Origin of the sequence: Rugamonas rivuli (assembly GCF_009380165.1) — a bacterium.
In the GTDB taxonomy this organism is placed as follows: domain Bacteria; phylum Pseudomonadota; class Gammaproteobacteria; order Burkholderiales; family Burkholderiaceae_D; genus Rugamonas; species Rugamonas rivuli.
On the sequence record NZ_WHUF01000005.1, the window covers coordinates 265655 to 284641 of the forward strand.

An 18987-nucleotide genomic window follows, 5' to 3' on the forward strand; every position below is an offset into this window, starting at 1 on the left:
AGGCGACGAAAGAACCTTAGTGTAAGGTTTTATGCAGCCCTTGTAAATCGTACACTTGCAACTCGTCCAAATGACGGATGCCTTCGACCGCCGCTTCCGCGCCGGCGATGGTGGTGTAGGTCGTCACGCGCGAAGCCAACGACGAGGTGCGGATCTGGCGCGAGTCCGTAATGGCGCTGCGCTTCTCTTCCACCGTGTTGATGACCAGGACGATTTCGTGGTTCTTGATCATGTCGACCACGTGCGGACGGCCTTCGACCACCTTGTTCACCGGCGTGACCGGAATGCCGGCCGCCGCGATGACGGCAGCGGTGCCCTTGGTCGCCACCAGCGTGAAGCCGATGTCCACCAGGTCGCGCGCCACTTTCACGGCGCGTGGCTTGTCCGACGATTTCACCGACAGGAACACCTTGCCCGATTTCGGCAGCTTGATGCCCGCGCCCAGCTGCGACTTGACGAAGGCTTCGCCGAAGGTCTTGCCGACGCCCATGACTTCACCGGTCGATTTCATCTCAGGTCCGAGGATGGTGTCGACGCCCGGGAATTTCACGAACGGGAACACGGCTTCCTTGACGCTGAAGTAAGGTGGCACGACTTCCTTGGTGATACCTTGTTGTGCCAAGGTCTGGCCGACCATGCAACGCGCGGCGATCTTCGCCAGCTGCAGGCCGGTGGCCTTCGACACGAACGGCACGGTACGCGACGCGCGCGGGTTCACTTCCAGCACGTAGACCACGTCGCGCAATTCGCCGTCGCGTTCCTGCTTCTGGATCGCGAACTGCACGTTCATCAGGCCGACCACGTTCAGGCCCTTGGCCATCAGCGAGGTCTGGCGCTTCAGTTCATCGATGGTCTCTTGCGCCAGCGAGTAAGGCGGCAGCGAGCAGGCGGAGTCGCCCGAGTGCACGCCGGCTTGCTCGATGTGTTCCATCACGCCGCCGATGAAGGTGGTTTCGCCGTCGGAGATGCAATCGACGTCGCACTCGATGGCGTCGTTCAGGAAGCGGTCCAGCAGCACCGGCGAATCGTGCGATACCTTGACCGCTTCGCGCATGTAGCGCTCCAGGTCGCGCTGCTCGTGGACGATTTCCATCGCGCGGCCGCCCAGCACGTAGGAAGGACGGACCACCAGCGGGTAGCCGATTTCCTGCGCCAGCGCCAGGGCGTCGGCTTCGGTGCGCGCAGTGCGGTTAGGCGGCTGGCGCAGATTCAGCTTGTGCAGCATCTGCTGGAAACGCTCGCGGTCTTCGGCGGCGTCGATCATGTCCGGCGAGGTGCCGACGATAGGCACGCCGTTGGCTTCCAGGTCCAGCGCCAGTTTCAACGGGGTCTGGCCGCCGTATTGAACGATCACGCCGACCGGTTTTTCCAGGTCGACGATTTCCAGCACGTCTTCCAGCGTCAGCGATTCGAAGTACAGGCGATCCGAGGTATCGTAGTCGGTCGACACGGTCTCCGGATTGCAGTTGACCATGATGGTCTCGTAGCCGTCTTCGCGCATCGCCAGCGCCGCGTGGACGCAGCAGTAGTCGAATTCGATACCCTGGCCGATACGGTTAGGGCCACCCCCCAGCACCATGATCTTTTTCTTGTCGGTCGGGTTGGACTCGCACTCTTCATCGTAGGTCGAGTACATGTAGGCGGTGTTGGTCGAGAACTCCGCGGCGCAGGTGTCCACGCGCTTGTACACGGGACGGATGTTCAGCTCATGGCGCTTGGCGCGCACGGCCTTGGCATCGGTCTGCAGCAGGAAGGCCAGGCGGCGGTCCGAGAAGCCTTTTTGCTTCAGCTTGTACAGCGTAGGCTTGTCGATCTGGTCCAGCTTCTGCGTGTCCATCCACAGTTCCAGGTCCACGATCTCTTTAATCTGGATCAGGAACCACGGATCGATCTTGGTCAGGTTGTGCACTTCTTCCAGCGTGAAGCCCTGGGCGAACGCGTCGCCCACGTACCAGATACGCTCAGGACCAGGCTCGCCCAGTTCCTCTTCGATCTTCTCGCGGTCCTTGGTTTTTTCGTTCAGGCCGTCGACGCCGACTTCCAGGCCGCGCAGCGCTTTCTGGAACGATTCCTGGAAGGTGCGGCCGATCGCCATCACTTCGCCGACCGATTTCATTTGGGTGGTCAGGTGGTGGTCGGCGGTCGGGAACTTCTCGAACGTGAAGCGCGGGATCTTGGTGACGACGTAGTCGATCGACGGTTCGAACGAGGCCGGGGTCGCGCCGCCGGTGATCTCGTTGCGCAGCTCGTCCAGCGTGAAGCCCACGGCCAGCTTGGCCGCCACTTTGGCGATCGGGAAGCCGGTGGCTTTCGACGCCAGTGCCGACGAACGCGATACGCGCGGATTCATTTCGATGACGATCATGCGGCCGTCGGCCGGGTTGATCGAGAACTGCACGTTGGAGCCGCCGGTGTCGACGCCGATCTCACGCAGCACCGCCAGCGAGGCGTTGCGCATGATCTGGTATTCCTTGTCGGTCAGCGTCTGCGCCGGCGCCACGGTGATCGAGTCGCCGGTGTGCACGCCCATCGGATCCAGGTTTTCGATCGAGCAGATGATGATGCAGTTGTCCGCCTTGTCGCGCACCACTTCCATCTCGTACTCTTTCCAGCCGATCAGCGATTCTTCGATCAGCAGTTCGGAGGTCGGCGAAGCTTCCAGGCCGCGTTTGCAGATGGTTTCGAATTCTTCTTCGTTGTAGGCGATGCCGCCGCCGGTGCCGCCCATCGTGAACGACGGACGGATGATGACCGGGAAGCCCAGCGTGCGCTGTACGGCCCACGATTCTTCCATGGTGTGCGAGACGCCCGACTTGGCCGAACCCAGGCCGATCTTGGTCATCGCATCCTTGAACTTGGAGCGGTCTTCGGCCTTGTCGATGGCTTCCGGCGTGGCGCCGATCAGCTCGACCTTGTACTTGTCCAGAATGCCGTGGCGATGCAGGTCCAGCGCGCAGTTCAGTGCGGTCTGGCCGCCCATGGTCGGCAGGATCGCGTCCGGCTTTTCCTTGGCGATGATGCGTTCCACGACTTGCCAGGTGATAGGCTCGACGTAGGTGACGTCGGCCATTTCCGGGTCGGTCATGATGGTCGCAGGATTGCTGTTGACCAGGATGACTTTGTAGCCCTCTTCGCGCAGGGCCTTGCAGGCCTGTGCGCCGGAATAATCGAACTCGCAAGCCTGGCCGATGATGATCGGGCCAGCGCCAATAATCAGAATACTTTTAATGTCTGTACGTTTAGGCATCTTATTTTTTCTCCGTTGCTTCCATCATGCCGATGAAGCGGTCAAACAGGTAAGCGACGTCAGTCGGGCCGGGCGATGCTTCAGGGTGGCCCTGGAAGCAGAAGGCCGGCGTGTCGGTGCGGGCGAAGCCCTGCAGCGAACCGTCGAACAGCGATTTGTGGGTTACGCGGCAGTTGGCCGGCAAGGTGTCCGGGTCCACAGCGAAGCCGTGGTTCTGGGACGTGATCAGCACTTGTTTGCTGTCCAGGTCCTGCACCGGGTGGTTGGCGCCGTGGTGGCCGAATTTCATCTTCAGGGTTTTCGCGCCCGAGGCCAGGCCCATGATCTGGTGGCCGAGGCAGATGCCGAACAGCGGCAGCTTCTTGGCCATGAAGACCTTGGCGGCGGCGATCGCGTAGTCGCATGGCTCAGGATCGCCTGGGCCGTTCGACAGGAACACGCCGTCCGGGTTCAGCGCCAGCACTTCGTCGGCGGTGGTCTGCGCCGGCACGACGGTCACTTTGCAGCCGCGCGCGGTCAGCATGCGCAGGATGTTGCGCTTGACGCCGAAGTCGTAAGCGACCACGTGGAATTTAGGGTCCGACAGTTTGCCGTAGCCTTCGCCCAGCGTCCATTCGGTTTCGGTGAAGTCGTAGGCCGCCTTGACGGTGACTACCTTGGCCAGGTCCATGCCGGCGATGCCAGGGAAGGAACGGGCCAGGTCCAGCGCTTGCGACGCCGACGGCTCGTTGCCTTGCGTGCCGACCAGGATGGCGCCGGACTGGGCGCCCTTCTCGCGCAGGATGCGGGTCAGCTTGCGGGTGTCGATACCGGCGATGCCGACGATGTTCTCTGCCTTCAGGTAGTCGGACAGCGACTGGGTGGAGCGGAAGTTCGACGCCATCAGCGGCAGGTCACGGATGATTAAACCGGCCGTGTGGACTTTGGTGGATTCGACGTCTTCCGGATTAACGCCGGTATTGCCGATATGCGGATACGTCAGCGTGACGATCTGGCGGCTGTAGGAAGGATCGGTCAGGATTTCCTGATAGCCGGTCATGGACGTATTAAAGACCACTTCGCCGGTTGTATGACCGGCGGCGCCGATCGAAAAACCTTTGAAAATAGTTCCGTCAGCAAGGGCCAGTATGGCTGGAACGGCAGGGCCAGAAAAAAATGGCGGCAAGGGCAACTCCTGATAAAGTTACCGTAGCTGCGCCACGTCAGACGACCGTCGTGTATCCCCCGCCGTCGCAGGCCAGGGTGGAAGGTCAATTGATGATGGAGTGAGTGGTAGTCGCTACGGTAGAGGTGAGATTGGCTAAACCTTTGAATTATAACCAAATCCCCCCTGCTTGGCAATGGACCGTCGGCGAAATAGCGGCAAAAATATGCCGCCGGGTGTGGCGGTTTACTTACTTGCAATAGCTGCATTCACCCGGCGACGCTTGCGCAGCGCCAGGCCCAGCAAGCCAACGCCGAGCATCGCATAACCGGCCGGCTCCGGCACAGGCCCCAGCACCACTTGTTGAGTTTGCGCGGTCCAGTTGAGATGCTGCTCGGTGGAGCCCGCGCAGCAAGGCCCATGCCGGTCCCATGCAAAGTCCACGTCGTAGGTATGGATGCGATGACCGGTGTCCAGGTAGCCCTCGTCATCCCAGCCATGCCAGCCCAGATCGAAATCGAGCTTGCCGCCCAGGCGATAAGAAAAGCTGCCTGTTCCGCAAGCAAAGTATGAAGTGCTGGCGCAGTTGATGAAATTATCAGCCGCGTATTCGCCGTTGATGTGCAGCCGGCTCAGCTCGTTGAGCTCAAGGATGCCGTTTCCATTCAGGTCCGTGCCGGAAAACGTGCCGGACAGCTGGTTAGCAGGAAGGAAGACGTCGGCTTCCTGGTCGTAAAAGCCGGTAAAAGTGAAGGACCAGTTTTGCTCGGCATGGGCAACCATGCAGCTAGCGGCCAGCAGGCCGGCACAGAGGACTTTATTAAGCATAGGTAGCTCTTTCGAATTGGAGTAAGAAAAGGAACCACAGCCTGATGTCTGCGCAGATCATCATTCGGGGATTTTAAGAATAGCATAATTTATTATTATGCATGTCTTTTTTACACCTATTTGGTCAGGGGTAGCCTGGCCGGGCGGCCAGGCGATTTCGGCAGGACGCCGAAAGAATTAGTTCAGCGCGGCGATACCGGCTTTAGCGACTTGCACATCTTCGGCCGACTTGACGCCCGAGACGCCGACGGCGCCGATGACGTGGCCGTCAACGATGATAGGCACGCCGCCTTCCAGCAGGCCGTCCGCCATCGGCGCCGGGGCGCTCAGGAAGGCGGTGCGGCCGTTGTTGATCATGTCTTCGTAGATCTTCGATTCGCGGCGGCCCAGCGCCGAGACGCGCGCCTTGGCAGGGGCGATGTGCGACGACAGCGGCGCGGCGCCGTCCTGGCGCTGCAACCACAGCAGGTGGCCGCCGTCATCGACGATGGCGATGACGACAGGCCAGTTGTTGGCCACAGCCTCGGCTTCAGCGCCGGCAGCGATTTTCTTGATGTCGGCAAGCGACAGGTAAGGTTTGGTTTGCATGTGCTCTTCCTTATTATTGGACCGGATATTGTACTGCTACGGTCTGCGCTTGGCTTCCAGTTTCTGTTTGATCTGCGCCATCACCTGCGCGGCGGCCTGCTCGCCCGCCAGGATGGCCTGGTTGCGGCCGGCGAAGTCGTTGCCCGCCATCTTGCCCAGGCTAGGCGCGATGACCACGTCCGCATCCTTCAACTCATACTGGTTGATGCGCTGCCCCATGATGCTGAAGGTCTGCATGATGACGTCGAGCGAACTGACGGTGGCCTGCACATCGGCCTGGGTCGAGATGTTGACGGCGATGACGAAGTCCGCGCCCATGTCGCGCGCGAAGCGCACCGGCACCGGCGCCACCAAGCCGCCGTCCACATACGAACGGTTGTTGATCACCACCGGCTGGAACACGCCAGGCACCGACGACGATGCCCGCACCGCCATCCCCGTATTCCCGCGCTGGAACAGGATGGGCTGGCCGGTCTTCAGATCCGAGGCCACGGCGCCGAACGGAATCTTCAGCTTTTCCATAGGCTGGTTGTTGACCGCCTTGTTGACATAGGTTTGCAGCGCCTCGCCTTTCAGCACGCCGGAGCTCTTGCCGAACAGCGGCACGGCCCAGTCGGAGATCGCCGCTTCGTCCATGTCCATCGCCAGCTTCTGCAACTGGAAGCCGGTATTCCCGGCCGCGTACAGCGCGCCGACCACCGAACCGGCACTGGTGCCGACCACGATGTCCGCGTAGATGCCCTGCGCCTCCAGCGCCTTGATCACGCCGATGTGCGCGAAGCCGCGCGCCGCCCCGCCGCCCAGCGCCAGGCCGATCTTGATCTTCTTGGGAGGAAGGGGTTCCGGCACCGCCAGCGGCGGCGCCGTTGGCGTTTCGATCACCGGATTGGTCTTGCAGCCGACGACTGCGGCTGCGGCGAAGATGGTTAAAGCGACAAGGGAAAGGCGGCGTGATGGCATGTAGGGGTTCAATCTGCTAGTGCTGAGTTTAGGCGCAGCAGATTGTACCCCACCTTACAAAGCGAAGATCGGCTTGCGCGTCTTCCATGCCCCGGCCGTGAAGTCGGGGAAGTCCAGCGTCTGGAAGTTCTGCGCGATCGACTGCTCCGACAGCGGCGTAATGGCGCTCCACGTCACCGCGTCGTAGATATCGATCGGCATCGGCGCCCTCGCCTTCAGCGCCTCGATGAAGGACTGGATGACGAAGAAGTCCATGCCTCCATGGCCGGCGCCCTCCGCGTCCTTGGCATGCTTGCGCCACAGCGGATGGTCGTACTTATCCTGGTAGGCCTGGAAGTCTTCCCACTGGTGCGGCTTGCTCTTGCCTTCGATGTGGATGGAATTGTTCACGTCCATCCACAGGCCGTCGGTGCCCTGCACGCGGAAGCCCAGCGAGTAAGGGCGCGGCAGCGAGGTGTCGTGCTGCAGCAGGATGGTCTCGCCGTTCTCGCAGGCCAGCGTGGTGGTGACGACGTCGCCCAGCTTGAACTGCGTCTTCGCGCTCGGGCTGTTGGCGCCACCCGGCTGCTTGACGATGTAGTCGTGCAGGCCGCGCGCCTTGGTGGCGAAGCTGTTGATGCGCGTGAAGCGGTTGCCGCGATTGATGTTGGTGTACATCGCGCATGGGCCGATGCCATGGCTTGGATACAGCTCGCCATTGCGCTGCACCGAATGCTCGGTGCGCCACTTGGCCTCCGACCAGCCCTTGGCGCCGAACTCCACGCCACCGCCATACGGCTTGGCCGGATCGCCGCTGTTGAACTTCACCGCGCGCAGGTCGTGCTGGTAGCCGCCCTGCAGATGGATCAGTTCTCCGAACAGGCCGGAACGCACCATCTGCAGCACCGCCATCACGTCGCGACGGAAGCAGACGTTCTCCAGCAGCATATACGGCGTGTTGGTCTTCAGCTGGGTGTTGAGCACATCCCAATGGTCTTGCAGCGTCACGCCGGCCACCACCTCGCAACCGACAGGCACCTTGGCCTGCATGGCGGCGATGGCCATCTGCGCATGCCATTCCCACGGCGTGGCGATGATGACGCCGTCCAGCGTGCCGGCGTCCAGCATGCGCTTGTAGGCTTGCGGATCGCGGTCCTCGCCGAAGGTCTTCGGCTTGGCCTTGCCAAACTTCTCCACCTGCTTGAGCGCGCGGCCCAGCATGATGGGTTCGATGTCGCACAGCGCGACGACTTCCACGTCATCGCGGCGCAGCAGTTCCTGCAACAGCACCTGGCCGCGCATACCGGTGCCGATCATGCCGATGCGTACCCGCTCGCGGGTGGCGGCAAAGGCAGTCGGCATCATCAGGCTGCCGGCCAACGCTGCGCCGGCGGTCAGGAAGTCTCGTCGATTAAAAACAGATTTCATGGTGCTCCTTTTAAAATTCTTTTATTGCTGCGGCAGCGTGGTCACATCCACGGCCGGTTGCTGGCCGGTGGCGGCGCGGGTGAAGTTCTGGTTCACCGGCACATAGTCGCCGAAGAAGCCGCCGTTACGCAGGTAGAACTGGCCGTTATCCAGGCCGCCCGCGTAGTCCATGCGCTGAACGTTGGTCACGGTGGCGTCGCCGGTGAAGCGCGCCTTCGTCACCTCGGACCAGGCGCCCGACACATTGCGCGCCCACTGATTGCCGAACGATACACGCCGGCCAGTATAGCCCTTGGTGTCGATGAAGTTCTCCAGGAAGGAGTAGGCCCCGGTCAGATAAGTCGTCGTGGCGGGACGCTTCCAGGTGGCGATGAAGCGCCACACACCCAGCTCCGGCGCGTAGAACCACGCCGAGTAGTCGGTGGCCCCGGCGCCATCCGGCCGCGCGCGGGTGATGAAGCGGTAGGTGTTCCCGCTGATCCAGTTGTAGCTCAGGTAGGACTGGCCGCCCGTGCCCTCGCCGCCGAAGCTGTTGTCCACCACGCCCGCGCCCTTCTTGACCAGCGTGGTCTTGCCGCCGCCATCAGGATCCCATACCGAGAACAGCACCCAGCGCTCGCTGGGCGACTTGACCTGGATGCCGAAGTAGCCCTGGCCGAAGCCGTTGGCCATGTAGTAGGAGCCTTCCGGATCCTGCCCCGCCGGCACCGTCACCTCGTTGTAGAAGTACTCGGTGTTGGCCGGCGTGGTGTAGCCCATGTGGACCGACGGCCCGCGCCGCGACCAGTAGTAGTTGGCCGGATCGTTGGCGTAGTTGATGGTGGCGCTGGTGGTCACGCGCAGCGCAGAGACGTCGCCGAAGTAGCCGCCGTCCTTGCTGACGCCCTGCAAATCGACCTTCACATAGCCCGGCGCGGCGACGTTGACGGTGCCGACCGGATAAGTCCTGGCGCCGTTGACCGACAGCTTGACGAGGAACGGCGTGCCGTTGACCGTGACGCGTATGGTGCTGTTGTTACTGCCGGCCAGCCGGGCGTCCAGCCCCAGCGTGACCTGGCCTGCTGAAGCCATGCGGAAGTAAGCACTGGTGACGGTGGCTGGGTTGCTCCAGTTGGCCAGGCCGTTGTCGTTGATCTCCTCCTCAGCATCGGCGGGCGCGCTGGTGATGAAGGCGTTACCGGCCAGCGCCACCGCCTTCGAGCTGGCGGCGGCCACGCTGGCAGATGGCCCTCCCATCACCACCTTGGCGGCGGTCTGCGTACCCTGCCCGTCGGCGGACGTACCGCCGCAGGCGCTCAACATCCATGCTGCGCAAACCAGGAAAAAACTTTGCTGTTTCATCATGCTCTCCTCAGGTTGAACATCAGAACTCGTATTCGGCGGTCAGGCGCACCGAGCGCGGCGACGTGCGGCCCGCCACTTGCAGGTAGTTGCGCGAGATGCCGCTGCCGTCGTTGTAGGTCTCGTTGTAGCGGGTCGTGGTCTGGCGGTCGAAGACGTTGAACACATCGACCTTCAGGCTCAGGCCCTTGGCGTAGCGCGGCGTGTAGGCCAGGTTCAGGTCGAGCTGCGCCTGCCATGGCAAACGTCCCTGGCTGCCGCGCGGGGTTGCCACGCCGTTGCAGTAGAAGTAGGCCGAGTTGTAGTCGTTCGCAAAGCGCAGGTTGTCGGGCAGGTTGCCGATGCAGTTACGCGGAGCGCCTGACGTCAACGCCAGGTTGCCGCCGACGGTCAGCTCCGGCAGCACCTGCATGAAGCCATACGCCTTGATCGCGTGCCGGTGGTCGCCCGGCAGGTAGCCATAGGCGTTGTACATCAGCTCCTTGTGATCGTCGCTGACGGTCAGGCCGACGTCGCCGCCGCCGATGGTATCGGTCTGCCCTTCCATATTGCCCTTGAGCGCAGACAGCGTGTAAGTGACCTTGCCGTACCAGCCATTGCTTAACGGGTGCTCGACGAACAGGTTCAGCGCGCGGTAGGTGCGCTCCGGCTTCGGGTTGCCCCACTGGGCCGCCGTGATGTCGACGCGGCGCAGGCCTTTGCCGTCGGCGAAATCGATCCACAGCGCGTTGTCGCGGCCCGGATTGATGATCGCGCACTGGAAGCCGCCCCAGTTGCTGGTGTCGACCTTGTTGGTGGCGGCCCAGGCGTCGATCGGACGCTGGTCGCAGCTGTCGTCGTTGGTGTCGTTCAGGCGGCGATACAGGAAGCTGGCGCCGGCCACCAGTTTCTTGTTGAAGGCCTTCTCCAGGCCGAACGCGAATTCGTCCTGCGACAGCGGCTTCAGGCCGATGGCGGTGACTTCGCGCGCGTCGCGGCTTTGGCCGTAGGCGTTGTTGGCGGAATATGGCTTGGTGCCCAGTGCGTGCAGGCCGGTCGGAGCACCGGTGGCCGCATCGACACCGGTGTAGGTAAAGAATTCGCTGGTCGACGTGAACGGCGCCGCCATATTGCTGGACAGGTTGGACGGCACCGGCAGATGATAACGGCCAGCGTTGAAGGACAGCTTGAGCGAGCCGTCGCCGTTGTAGTCCCAGCTGGCGCTGACGCGCGGCGCGATCATATTGCGTTGCGAGATGAAGGCGTCGCCGTTGCTGGTGTAGTTGGTGAACTGCTCGCGGCGCAGGCCCAGGTCCAGCAGCACGCGGTCGGTGATCTGGTAGTGGTCCTGGATGTATTGCGCCGACTGTTCGCTGGTCGGATGCGCGAGGTTGCTGTAGTAATCGCGGCTGACATAGTAGCCCTGCGTGCCGAAGCCGCCGCCCTGCGCCAAGGTCTGGTTGGCGCCGTTGATCTGCGCGTTCGGCGCATCCTTGTGGTAGGACCAGCGGTAGCCGCCGGCCAGGCCCAGGCCGACGCGCGAATCGACATCGATGCGGTCGATACCGGCGCGCAGCGAGTGGCTGCCGAGGCGGTACTCGACGTCCAGCCGCTTGCCCTTTTGCTCGTCGCCGGAATTCGGATCGACCAGGTTGCCGGTCACGGTCTGCGGGTTGGGATAGTTCAGGCCCGGCACCTGCACCGCCGTGCTGCTGGAGATCTGCGGCAGCGACGGATCGTAGCCTTCCGGCGAACGGCGGTGGATGGTGCGCGACTTGCCGTACAAGGCGGTCACGGTCAGGTTGTCGGTCAGGTAACCGGTGTACTTCAGCACATCGATGTCGGCGCCGGGCGCGGAGGCGGCGCCGCAGCAGTTGATGGTGTTGTCGCCGCTGCCGCCCTTGACGCCGTTGCTCGACTGCGTCGCGTAGCTGTAGCCGTAGGCCTGGCTGTGCGTGGTGGTGCGGTCGTACAGCTTGGTGTACTCCAGGTGATGGTCGTCAGCCAGGTTGTAATCGATCTTGGCCAGGTAGCGGTTCACTTCCGTGTCGCTGGTGTTCCAGCCGGTGCGCAGGCCGGAAGCCGGCGTCTCGGTGGAGGCGCCGACCGACTGGCTGTCGGACTTGGTGCGCTCCAGCGCGACGAAGGCGAACAGCTTGTTCTTGATCAGCGGACCGCTGCCATACAGGCCAAGGGTCTTGCTGCTGCTGCCGTTGTCCTGGTTCGCATACAGCAGCTTGCCGTCGGTCTTGGGATTGGCGCCGGTGTTGGGGAAGTAGGTATTGGCGGTGGTACCCTTCAAGCCGCGCGGAAGGGTCGACAGCTTGCCGCCGAATTCGAACTTGTTACCGCCGCTCTTGGTGGTGATGTTGACCACGCCGCCGGTGGAGCGGCCGAACTCCGAACCATAGCCGCCGGTCAGCACCTGCATGTTGGAGATGGCGCCGAACGGCAGCTCGGACGCGCCGACCTGGGTCAGGATGTTCGTGATCGGGAAGCCGTTCACATAGAACGCGTTCTCCGACTGGCCGGAACCGCCGATCTGCGGCGCGCTGCCATACTGCGAGTTGGTGCCGCGCGCCACGCCCGGCGTCAGCTGCACCACCGAGGAGATGTCGTTCGCCACCGGCAGCGCCTTCAGCTCCTTGGCGGTGAAGACGACGCCGTTGTTGGTGCTGGAGACGTCGATCAGCGTGCGGGCGCCGCGCACCACAACGGTGGCGGCAGCATCGACGGCGGCGGCGAAGTTGACCTCCGCGCCACCGCCCACCAACGCTTCAACCTCCTGCGAGGCCTGCACGGTGCCGCCTCGGACCACACGCGCCGCATAGCGGCCCGGTGGCATCGAATTGGCGATGTAGCGGCCCGACGTATCCGGCGTCAGCGTACGCTGCGCGCCGGTAGCCAGGTTTTCCAGCACCACGGTGGCGCCGGCCGGCGACTGCACTTCGCCGAAGATGGTGGCCGTGGCGTTGGACTGCGCCCAGGCCTGGCCGCCGCTGCCGGCCACCGTCAGCGCGATGAGTATTGCCGTCGCCTGGCGGATGGCGCTGTGGCGCGGCTTGAATCGTTGGTGTTGCATGCTGCTCCTCCTGTTGTTGTTTTAGCGCGGATCAGAAGAACTTGTAGCTGGCCGAGAACGAGTACATGCGGCCGAACAGGTTCTGACTGTGGTTGTAACCTTCCCAGCCGTTAGGGTCGTAAGTAGGCTGCTTGTTCAGCAGGTTCTTGATGTTCAGGCCTACGTCCAGGTTCTTCATCGGTTTCCAGTTCAGGCCCAGGTTGACCGTGTAGTACGACGGCGCACCGCCGCACAGGTCGGACGGCAGCGCGACCGAGGCTGCGGTGCATTTCTCAGGCGTGTTGTCCTTGTCCCACGGCGCGTAGGCCCATTTGGTTTTGCCCGTGTAGTTGACGAACACACTGGTGACGAACTTTTCGTATGCCCAGTCGGCGTTGAACGTGGCGCGCACGCGCGGCGAATCGTAGTAACCGACGTAGTTGCCCGAGAAGCCGGTGCCATCTTCCGAGTTATAGAGTTCGCGGCGGCGGATAGTGGCCGCGACGCCGGTGCTCAACTTGCCCAGACCGCCCAGTGAAAAGCGGGTGCGCGCGTCGATGTCGATGCCGTCGACCAGCGTGCGGCCACGGTTCGAATACGAGTTGACCAAGCCGCCAAGGTCTCCCACCGAGTACTTGGGCACGCCGCCGGCGCAGGCCGCCGCGTTAGCCGGATTGGCGCACATGCTGGCGACGGTCGCCATGGTGCCGCGGTCGGCGTCGCTGATCGGATTGCGGATCGCCGCGCTGGTGCCGGATAGGGCCGGGCCGTACTTGTCCACCAGTTGCGTGAACAGTTCGTTGAAGTCTTGGCGCACGATTTCATTGCGTCGATAGACGAACCAGTAGTCCACCGAGATGCTGACGTCCTTGGCCGGCTGCAGCACCAGGCCTGCGGTCGAGATCTTGGCCTTTTCCGGACGCAGCGACGGATTGGGCGGGGTCAGGCCGCCGACCGTGGTCGAGCAGTTCGAATTGAGCAGCCCCTTGCCCAGCTCCACCTCGGCCGGCGAGACGGATTTCATCAGCACCTTCGCCATCGCATTGGTCTCGTCGCAGCGCACGGTGTCGCGGATGCCGCCCACCTGCGCAAACACGCCGCCGCTGCCCGCTTCGGCCAGGCTCGGTGCGCGGAAGCCTTCGGAGTAAGTGCCACGCACCATCACCTCCGGACGCGCGCGCCACACCACGCCCAGCTTCGGCGCCAGGTTGGCGGCGAAGTTCGGATATTTGTCCAGGCGCGCGGCAGCGTTCACTTCCAGCTTGTCGGTGACAGGTACCACCACCTCGCCGAACACCGCAGCGATGTTGCGCTGGCCGTCGAACCAGGAGCCGCCCTGCTGCGTGATCAGACCATTGGCCGCGTCCTGGTTGCCGGGGGTGTAGAAGCTCTCGCGCATCAGGTTGACGCCGAAGGCGGCACGCACTTCGCGTTCGCCCAGCTTGGCGATGGTGCCTTCGATCTTGCCGTCCCAGGTAATCAGCTTGGTCCAGGACTGGATGTCGAAGGTTGGGTAGGCTGCGCGCAGCAGCGCAGCATTGGCATCGCTGATTTCGCCGAACTTGTAGGCTGGATTGTCGGAGATGTAGCGGCGGCCGGTCGCGGGATCGGTGGTGAACGGACCGAAGGCTTTTTCGAAACCTGCGGTGTTGATGTTGATCGTCTGGTACAGCGTCGAATGGCTGCCCGCCACGCTGAGCGCCGTCTCGAAGTCCCAGCCGCCGCCGATGCTGCCGCGCAGGCCAGCCAGCGCACGGTAGTTGTTATCCTCGTTGGTCTGGCCGAAGTGGCCAGGCGCGTCGAGCATGATGTAGTTCAGGCCTGCGGCGCCGCCCATCTTGGCCGCCATGTCCGCATCCAGTTTGCCCTTCAGGTAGACGTTGTTGGGACCCAGGTAGGGATTGACGAAGGTGTTCAGCTTGGTGCCGGTATTGCGCGCGAACCAGTTGCTGGTGCTGCCGCTGTTGAAGCTGCGCGGACCGTTCTCGCCGCGCAGCTTGATGTGGGTGTAGGTGGCTTCGGCATAACCTTCCAGGTCGCCACCCAGTTTCACGCGGCCGCTCAGGTAGCCGGTGGCGCGGTCGGAGGTCGGGCCGGTGTCGAGCTGGTACGGCAGCGTGTTCCACACGCAGCGGGTGCCCGAGGCTTCGGTGATGGCGGTGTTGCAGCCGTTGACGGCGCGCTGGGTGCGGGCGTTGTTATTGGCCTTGTCGAAGACGAACAGCGTGCCCGGATTGACCACACCCGGCTCGCTGCCGACGCCGATGCGCATGCCGGAAACGAAGGTCGGGTTGTTGACGTAGAAGTAGTCCGGGCGCTTCAGGTAGGTGTCTTCCAGCGCAATGCGGTCGCGCTGATAGAGGTTGATCGAGCCGTAGACGTTCCAGCCGTCGCTGTTCAAGTCGCCCAGGCCATAGATGACGTTGCCCTGGCGCTCGCCGTAGGATTTGACGTTGGACGAGAAGTCGGCAGTGCCGCGCGCTTCCAGGCCCTGGTAGCTTTTCTTGGTGATGACGTTGATGACGCCGGCCACCGCGTCGGAACCGTAGACCGCCGAGGCGCCGTCGGTCAGCACCTCCATGCGTTCGATGGCGGCGGCGGGGATGGCGTCGATGTTGACGAACATGGTCTGGAAGCCGGCCGGCGCACCATAGAACGACAGACGGCGGCCGTTCAGCAGCACCAGCGTGCCCTGCGCGCCCAGACCACGCAGGTTGGCCTGCGAGGCGCCGTCGGAGCCGGAGAACATCGAGCGGAAGTCCTGCTGCGATGGACGGGCCGCAGGCAGGTTGTCCAGCACCTGCAGCAGCGTGCGCGCCCCCATATTCTCGATCTGCTTGGCGTCGATCACCTGCACCGGCGACGCCGTTTCGGCGTTGATGCGTTTCAGGCTGGAGCCGGTGACTTCGACTCGCGTGATCTTCTGGTCCTTGTCGCTTTTCTGCGCCGGCTCATCCTGCTCGTCGGCGGCCAGCGCAGTTGAGGCCAAGCCTACCGCCACCATCGCGGCCACCAGTTTTTTCATATGCATGATTGTCTCCCTGTTATCAGTGGTTTGTTATCGTGAGGCTGCAAGGGGCCCTCCCCGGTCCGGAGAGGGGCTCTTTTTTGTGAAACGTTGGATGGGGGTTAGCGCGGCTTGACGGTGCTGCCCTCTGTGCCCAGCAGGACCGCGTTGGCCCAGTTGCCGCAGACCTGGGCCGGCTTGCTGCCGCGCGCGCCCAGGGTGCGCAGGCTGAGTTGACTCAGTCCGCGCACATCGATTTCCGGCTTGACGACGGCCGGCGCGTTAATCAGGCCGCTGTCGTACAACAGGCGCTCGCCGCTCCAGACCTGGAACTGCAGGCCACCCGCGCTGCGGCAGCTGTCGTCCACACCCAGGTCGGCGCGCAGCAGGTTCCAGTTGCCGGTCAGTTGCAGGTCGACGCGGCTGGTAGCGCCCACACCCAGGCCCTTGCGGAACCACAGACCGTTCATGCGCATCTCCTTGCCTTGCGCCGGTTTGTCGCGGCTGACGTTCTTCGGCAGGGCCAGGTCGGACAGGTATTGCTGGAGTTCCGCACCGGCAGGCGGCTCGTAGGCCATCACGTGGAATTCGGACAGCGTGATCGGCTGCACTTCGCTCGGCACGGCGGCGTTGAAGGCGCGCGCGGCCGGGGTGGCGGCGGCCGTCACCATCGGATCGGTGGCGGAGGCGCCGTCGCCCTCGGGGTTCTGCGTGCTCAGTACACGGAAGCGCATCAGGCGGCCGGCGGCCGGCGGGAAGCTGATCGTCTGCGCGCCCTGCTGAAGCTTCAGCTGCCCGCGCTTGATCGGCTGGCCCCAGTCGCCGTTGTTGTCGCCCATGTAGATCTCGTAGTCGCGGATCTGGCCGTGCTGCCAGTGCTGGTCGTTGCGCGGTGCGAGTTCGATGCCGTCGATCAGACGGCGCTCGGTGAAGCCGATCACCCATTCATGCGGGCCGCCCTGCACCGCCGGGCTGCGCGCGGTGCGGAACCAGGTGGTGGGGTTGTTGTCGAAGGCGTTTTCCAGCGGGTGGCCATTTTCCTCGGCCGGACGGTTCATCACCATCATGGCGTCGGCCGGAATCGCGCGGCCCAGCACCGGCGCCGTCGGGAAAGCGTCGTCGGCGACGGTCTGCGCGGTGGCCTGCACGTTGAAGCGCAGCGGCTGGCGGATGTCCTGGCTGGCGGTCTTGACGTGCAGCGTGCCCAGACGCTCGGCGGCGTCGAAGTACCAGCCTGCGGTGGCGGCGTCGAAGGCTGCACGGTCGGCCAACGGAGGCAGCACGGCGTTGGCGGTGCTGACAGCAGCTGGACGCTGGCGGCTCAACACGCGCAGCTGGTAGGCGCGGCGGGCCGGCTGGCCGGCGTAGCTGCCCACTACCGGTTCGACGTCGACGTGCACGCCGTCGGCTGCGGCCTTCATGCGGATCAGTTGCTGGCTGAAGGCGCCGTCCTGATATTTGCGGGTGTTGCCGTCGTCTTCATACAGCGTGAACTCGGAGGCGCCTTGCGGATACAGGTCCAGCGTCAGCACGTCCTTCGGCTTCTCGCCGTCGTACAGCATCTCCGGGTACATCGGCAGAATGGCGCCGGCGCGCACGAACACCGGCAGCTTGTCCAGCGTGACGGCGAGGTCGATATCGCGCCCGCCCTTGCCGGCCGTGGCCTGGCGGCCGTCCCAGTAATCGAACCACTGGCCCTGCGGCAGGTGGATGGCGCGGCGCCAGCCCTGGCTGACGGCCTGGCTGCGGTACACCGGCGCCACCAGCAGGTCGCGGCCCAGCAGGTACTGGTATTTGTAGGCTTCGGTGTAGGCGGCCGGATCTTCCGGGTTATCCCACATCAGGCCGCGCACCAGCGGCGCGCCGCTTTGCTCGGCCTCGCGCATCAGCGTGTACATATACGGCGTCAGGCGCATCTTCAGTTTCAGGTAGCGGCGGTTGATGCTGCGGTATGGGTCGGCGAACCACCACGGGTGCTTGCGCTCGGCCGCGGCCCAGCCGGACATCCCCATCAGCACCGGCGTAAAACTCTTCCACTGCAGATCGCGGGTGTAGGTCTCCGGGCTGCCGCCAAAGATGGCGTCGACGTCGCCGGTGGCATAGGCCTGGCCAGACAGGCCGGAGCCGATCAGCGTCGGCACGTGCCAGCGGATGTAGTCCCAGCTGGCGCTTTGGTCGCCGGTCCAGGTGACGGCGTAGCGCTGCGTGCCGGCCCAGCCCATCACGGTCCAGATGAACGGACGGCCGTCGGAGTTGTTCAGGATGCCGTCGTAGGCCGACTTGTTGGCGTCCAGCGAGAATTGATAGCCCTTGCCGGTCCAGGCCACGTCCAGCTTCTGCACGCGGGTGCCGGCGGTGCCGACTTCCCACGCCATTTTCTCGACGCCGTTCTCGGTCCACAGGCCGGTGCGGAAGCCGTACTTCGCCAGGCCCTGCACCGTCTCCGGCAGCGCCGAATAGCCGCAGCCGTAGCCGTCGTTCGGCAGTATCCAGCCGCCCGGCATGTCGTGTTCGCGGTACTGGCGGGCCACGCTCTCGATCACGTCCGGCGTCTTGCCGGTCGGGCCGTCGGTCCAGCCTTTGGGCACGGTGCCCGGCTTCTTGACGTTGTCGCCGTCGTTGTAGCAATCGGCGTCGCCGTATTCCAGCGCCCAGCGCGGCAGCATGCGCGCGCGGCCGGTCCACTCGGTGTAGCGGGCCAGCACATCGCGCACGTCCTTGCCGACGAAGTAGTAGGCGTCGAAGCGGGCCTCGTCATGCTCCAGCGAGATCTGGTCGCTCTGGCGCAGATCGTAGCTGCCGTCGGACCAGGTGTTGCGCAGCACGCCCCAGCCGCGTGAGCTCATGAGGAATGGCGCGGGGCTCGGGCGGTCACCCTCTTCCCAGCCGCCGGAGTACGACACCTGCATCTGCCGGCCCTTGAATTCATAGCGGCCGTTCTGCTGGCCCCCGCCGAAGAAGCGTTCGGCCTTGTCGCTGCTCAGCGTCTGCACGGTTTGTTTGTCGCCCAGTTCCAGCGGCTGGATCTCGCGCCACAGCGGCTGGGCGTCGCCTGCGCGGAACAGGCTGAAACGCAGCGGCTTGCGGTCGATGCGCAGGCTCAGTGCCGGCGTGCGGATCAGGATATGGTCGGCCTGCTCGCTGACGCTATGCTCGACCGTGGCGGCCGGCGTGGCGACGACGATGGGCGCGGCCTTGTCGCCGGCGCCGGTAAGGCCGGATTTGGGACCGGCCCAAATATGCAGCACATCGGCGCGCGGAAGGCTAAGCTGTATATGGGCGCCGGTGTCCGTGACCAAATCCCACTGCTGGCCGGGGCCGGCGGTGACGGTGCGCAGGTTGCCGATCGGCGCGGCCAGCAGCGGTGCGCTGGCGATGGAGAGCAAGGCGGCTGCAAGTGCCGGAATCTGTTTCATAGTTTGCTT

At 63.9% G+C, this 18987-nt stretch carries 10 protein-coding genes; all 10 read right to left on the minus strand.

Features of this window, described 5'->3' with window-relative positions:
• Nucleotides 1-16: 16 nt before the first annotated feature.
• The 10 genes from carB to GEV01_RS19970 all read right to left on the minus strand — a co-directional run bounded on the left by carB (nucleotide 17) and on the right by GEV01_RS19970 (nucleotide 18978).
• Nucleotides 17-3247 carry a carbamoyl-phosphate synthase large subunit gene (gene carB, locus GEV01_RS19925; protein ID WP_008447357.1) on the minus strand — a complete coding sequence of 1077 codons (3231 nt, stop codon included), beginning with the start codon at nucleotides 3245-3247 and terminating at the stop codon, nucleotides 17-19.
• 1 nt (nucleotide 3248) lies between these two features.
• Nucleotides 3249-4412 (minus strand): glutamine-hydrolyzing carbamoyl-phosphate synthase small subunit, encoded by a 1164-nt coding sequence (carA, locus tag GEV01_RS19930; RefSeq protein WP_152807305.1) that lies wholly within the window; start codon nucleotides 4410-4412, stop codon nucleotides 3249-3251.
• 225 nt (nucleotides 4413-4637) lie between these two features.
• The gene (locus GEV01_RS19935; RefSeq protein WP_152807306.1) at nucleotides 4638-5219 is read right to left on the minus strand and encodes a PEP-CTERM sorting domain-containing protein; all 582 of its coding nucleotides are present in this window, start codon (nucleotides 5217-5219) and stop codon (nucleotides 4638-4640) included.
• A 177-nt stretch (nucleotides 5220-5396) separates the two neighbouring features.
• Nucleotides 5397-5807, minus strand: a complete 411-nt coding sequence (locus GEV01_RS19940; RefSeq protein WP_008447352.1) for a GlcG/HbpS family heme-binding protein — start codon at nucleotides 5805-5807, stop codon at nucleotides 5397-5399.
• A 36-nt stretch (nucleotides 5808-5843) separates the two neighbouring features.
• Nucleotides 5844-6767, minus strand: a complete 924-nt coding sequence (locus GEV01_RS19945; protein ID WP_152807307.1) for a patatin-like phospholipase family protein — start codon at nucleotides 6765-6767, stop codon at nucleotides 5844-5846.
• A gap of 54 nt (nucleotides 6768-6821) precedes the next feature.
• Nucleotides 6822-8174: a Gfo/Idh/MocA family protein gene (locus GEV01_RS19950; RefSeq protein WP_152807308.1), complete on the minus strand. Its 1353-nt coding sequence runs from the start codon at nucleotides 8172-8174 to the stop codon at nucleotides 6822-6824.
• A 21-nt stretch (nucleotides 8175-8195) separates the two neighbouring features.
• Complete coding sequence (locus GEV01_RS19955; RefSeq protein ID WP_235914453.1) at nucleotides 8196-9518, minus strand: DUF3472 domain-containing protein; 1323 nt, start codon at nucleotides 9516-9518, stop codon at nucleotides 8196-8198.
• A gap of 19 nt (nucleotides 9519-9537) precedes the next feature.
• A complete protein-coding gene (locus tag GEV01_RS19960) occupies nucleotides 9538-12576 on the minus strand; it encodes a TonB-dependent receptor (RefSeq protein WP_152807309.1) in 3039 nt (1012 codons plus the stop codon).
• A 31-nt stretch (nucleotides 12577-12607) separates the two neighbouring features.
• Nucleotides 12608-15586: a TonB-dependent receptor plug domain-containing protein gene (locus tag GEV01_RS19965; protein ID WP_152807310.1), complete on the minus strand. Its 2979-nt coding sequence runs from the start codon at nucleotides 15584-15586 to the stop codon at nucleotides 12608-12610.
• 98 nt (nucleotides 15587-15684) lie between these two features.
• Nucleotides 15685-18978: a TIM-barrel domain-containing protein gene (locus GEV01_RS19970; protein WP_152807311.1), complete on the minus strand. Its 3294-nt coding sequence runs from the start codon at nucleotides 18976-18978 to the stop codon at nucleotides 15685-15687.
• Nucleotides 18979-18987 lie beyond the last annotated feature (9 nt).

Excerpts from the sequence above, each read along its gene's own strand:
- carB (WP_008447357.1), bottom strand. The coding sequence starts at position 3,247 with ATGCCTAAACGTACAGACATTAAAAGTATTCTGATTATTGGCGCTGGC.
- GEV01_RS19970 (WP_152807311.1), bottom strand. The coding sequence starts at position 18,978 with ATGAAACAGATTCCGGCACTTGCAGCCGCCTTGCTCTCCATCGCCAGC.
- GEV01_RS19935 (WP_152807306.1), bottom strand. The coding sequence starts at position 5,219 with ATGCTTAATAAAGTCCTCTGTGCCGGCCTGCTGGCCGCTAGCTGCATG.
- GEV01_RS19965 (WP_152807310.1), bottom strand. The coding sequence starts at position 15,586 with ATGCATATGAAAAAACTGGTGGCCGCGATGGTGGCGGTAGGCTTGGCC.
- GEV01_RS19940 (WP_008447352.1), bottom strand. The coding sequence starts at position 5,807 with ATGCAAACCAAACCTTACCTGTCGCTTGCCGACATCAAGAAAATCGCT.
- GEV01_RS19950 (WP_152807308.1), bottom strand. The coding sequence starts at position 8,174 with ATGAAATCTGTTTTTAATCGACGAGACTTCCTGACCGCCGGCGCAGCG.
- GEV01_RS19945 (WP_152807307.1), bottom strand. The coding sequence starts at position 6,767 with ATGCCATCACGCCGCCTTTCCCTTGTCGCTTTAACCATCTTCGCCGCA.
- GEV01_RS19960 (WP_152807309.1), bottom strand. The coding sequence starts at position 12,576 with ATGCAACACCAACGATTCAAGCCGCGCCACAGCGCCATCCGCCAGGCG.
- GEV01_RS19955 (WP_235914453.1), bottom strand. The coding sequence starts at position 9,518 with ATGATGAAACAGCAAAGTTTTTTCCTGGTTTGCGCAGCATGGATGTTG.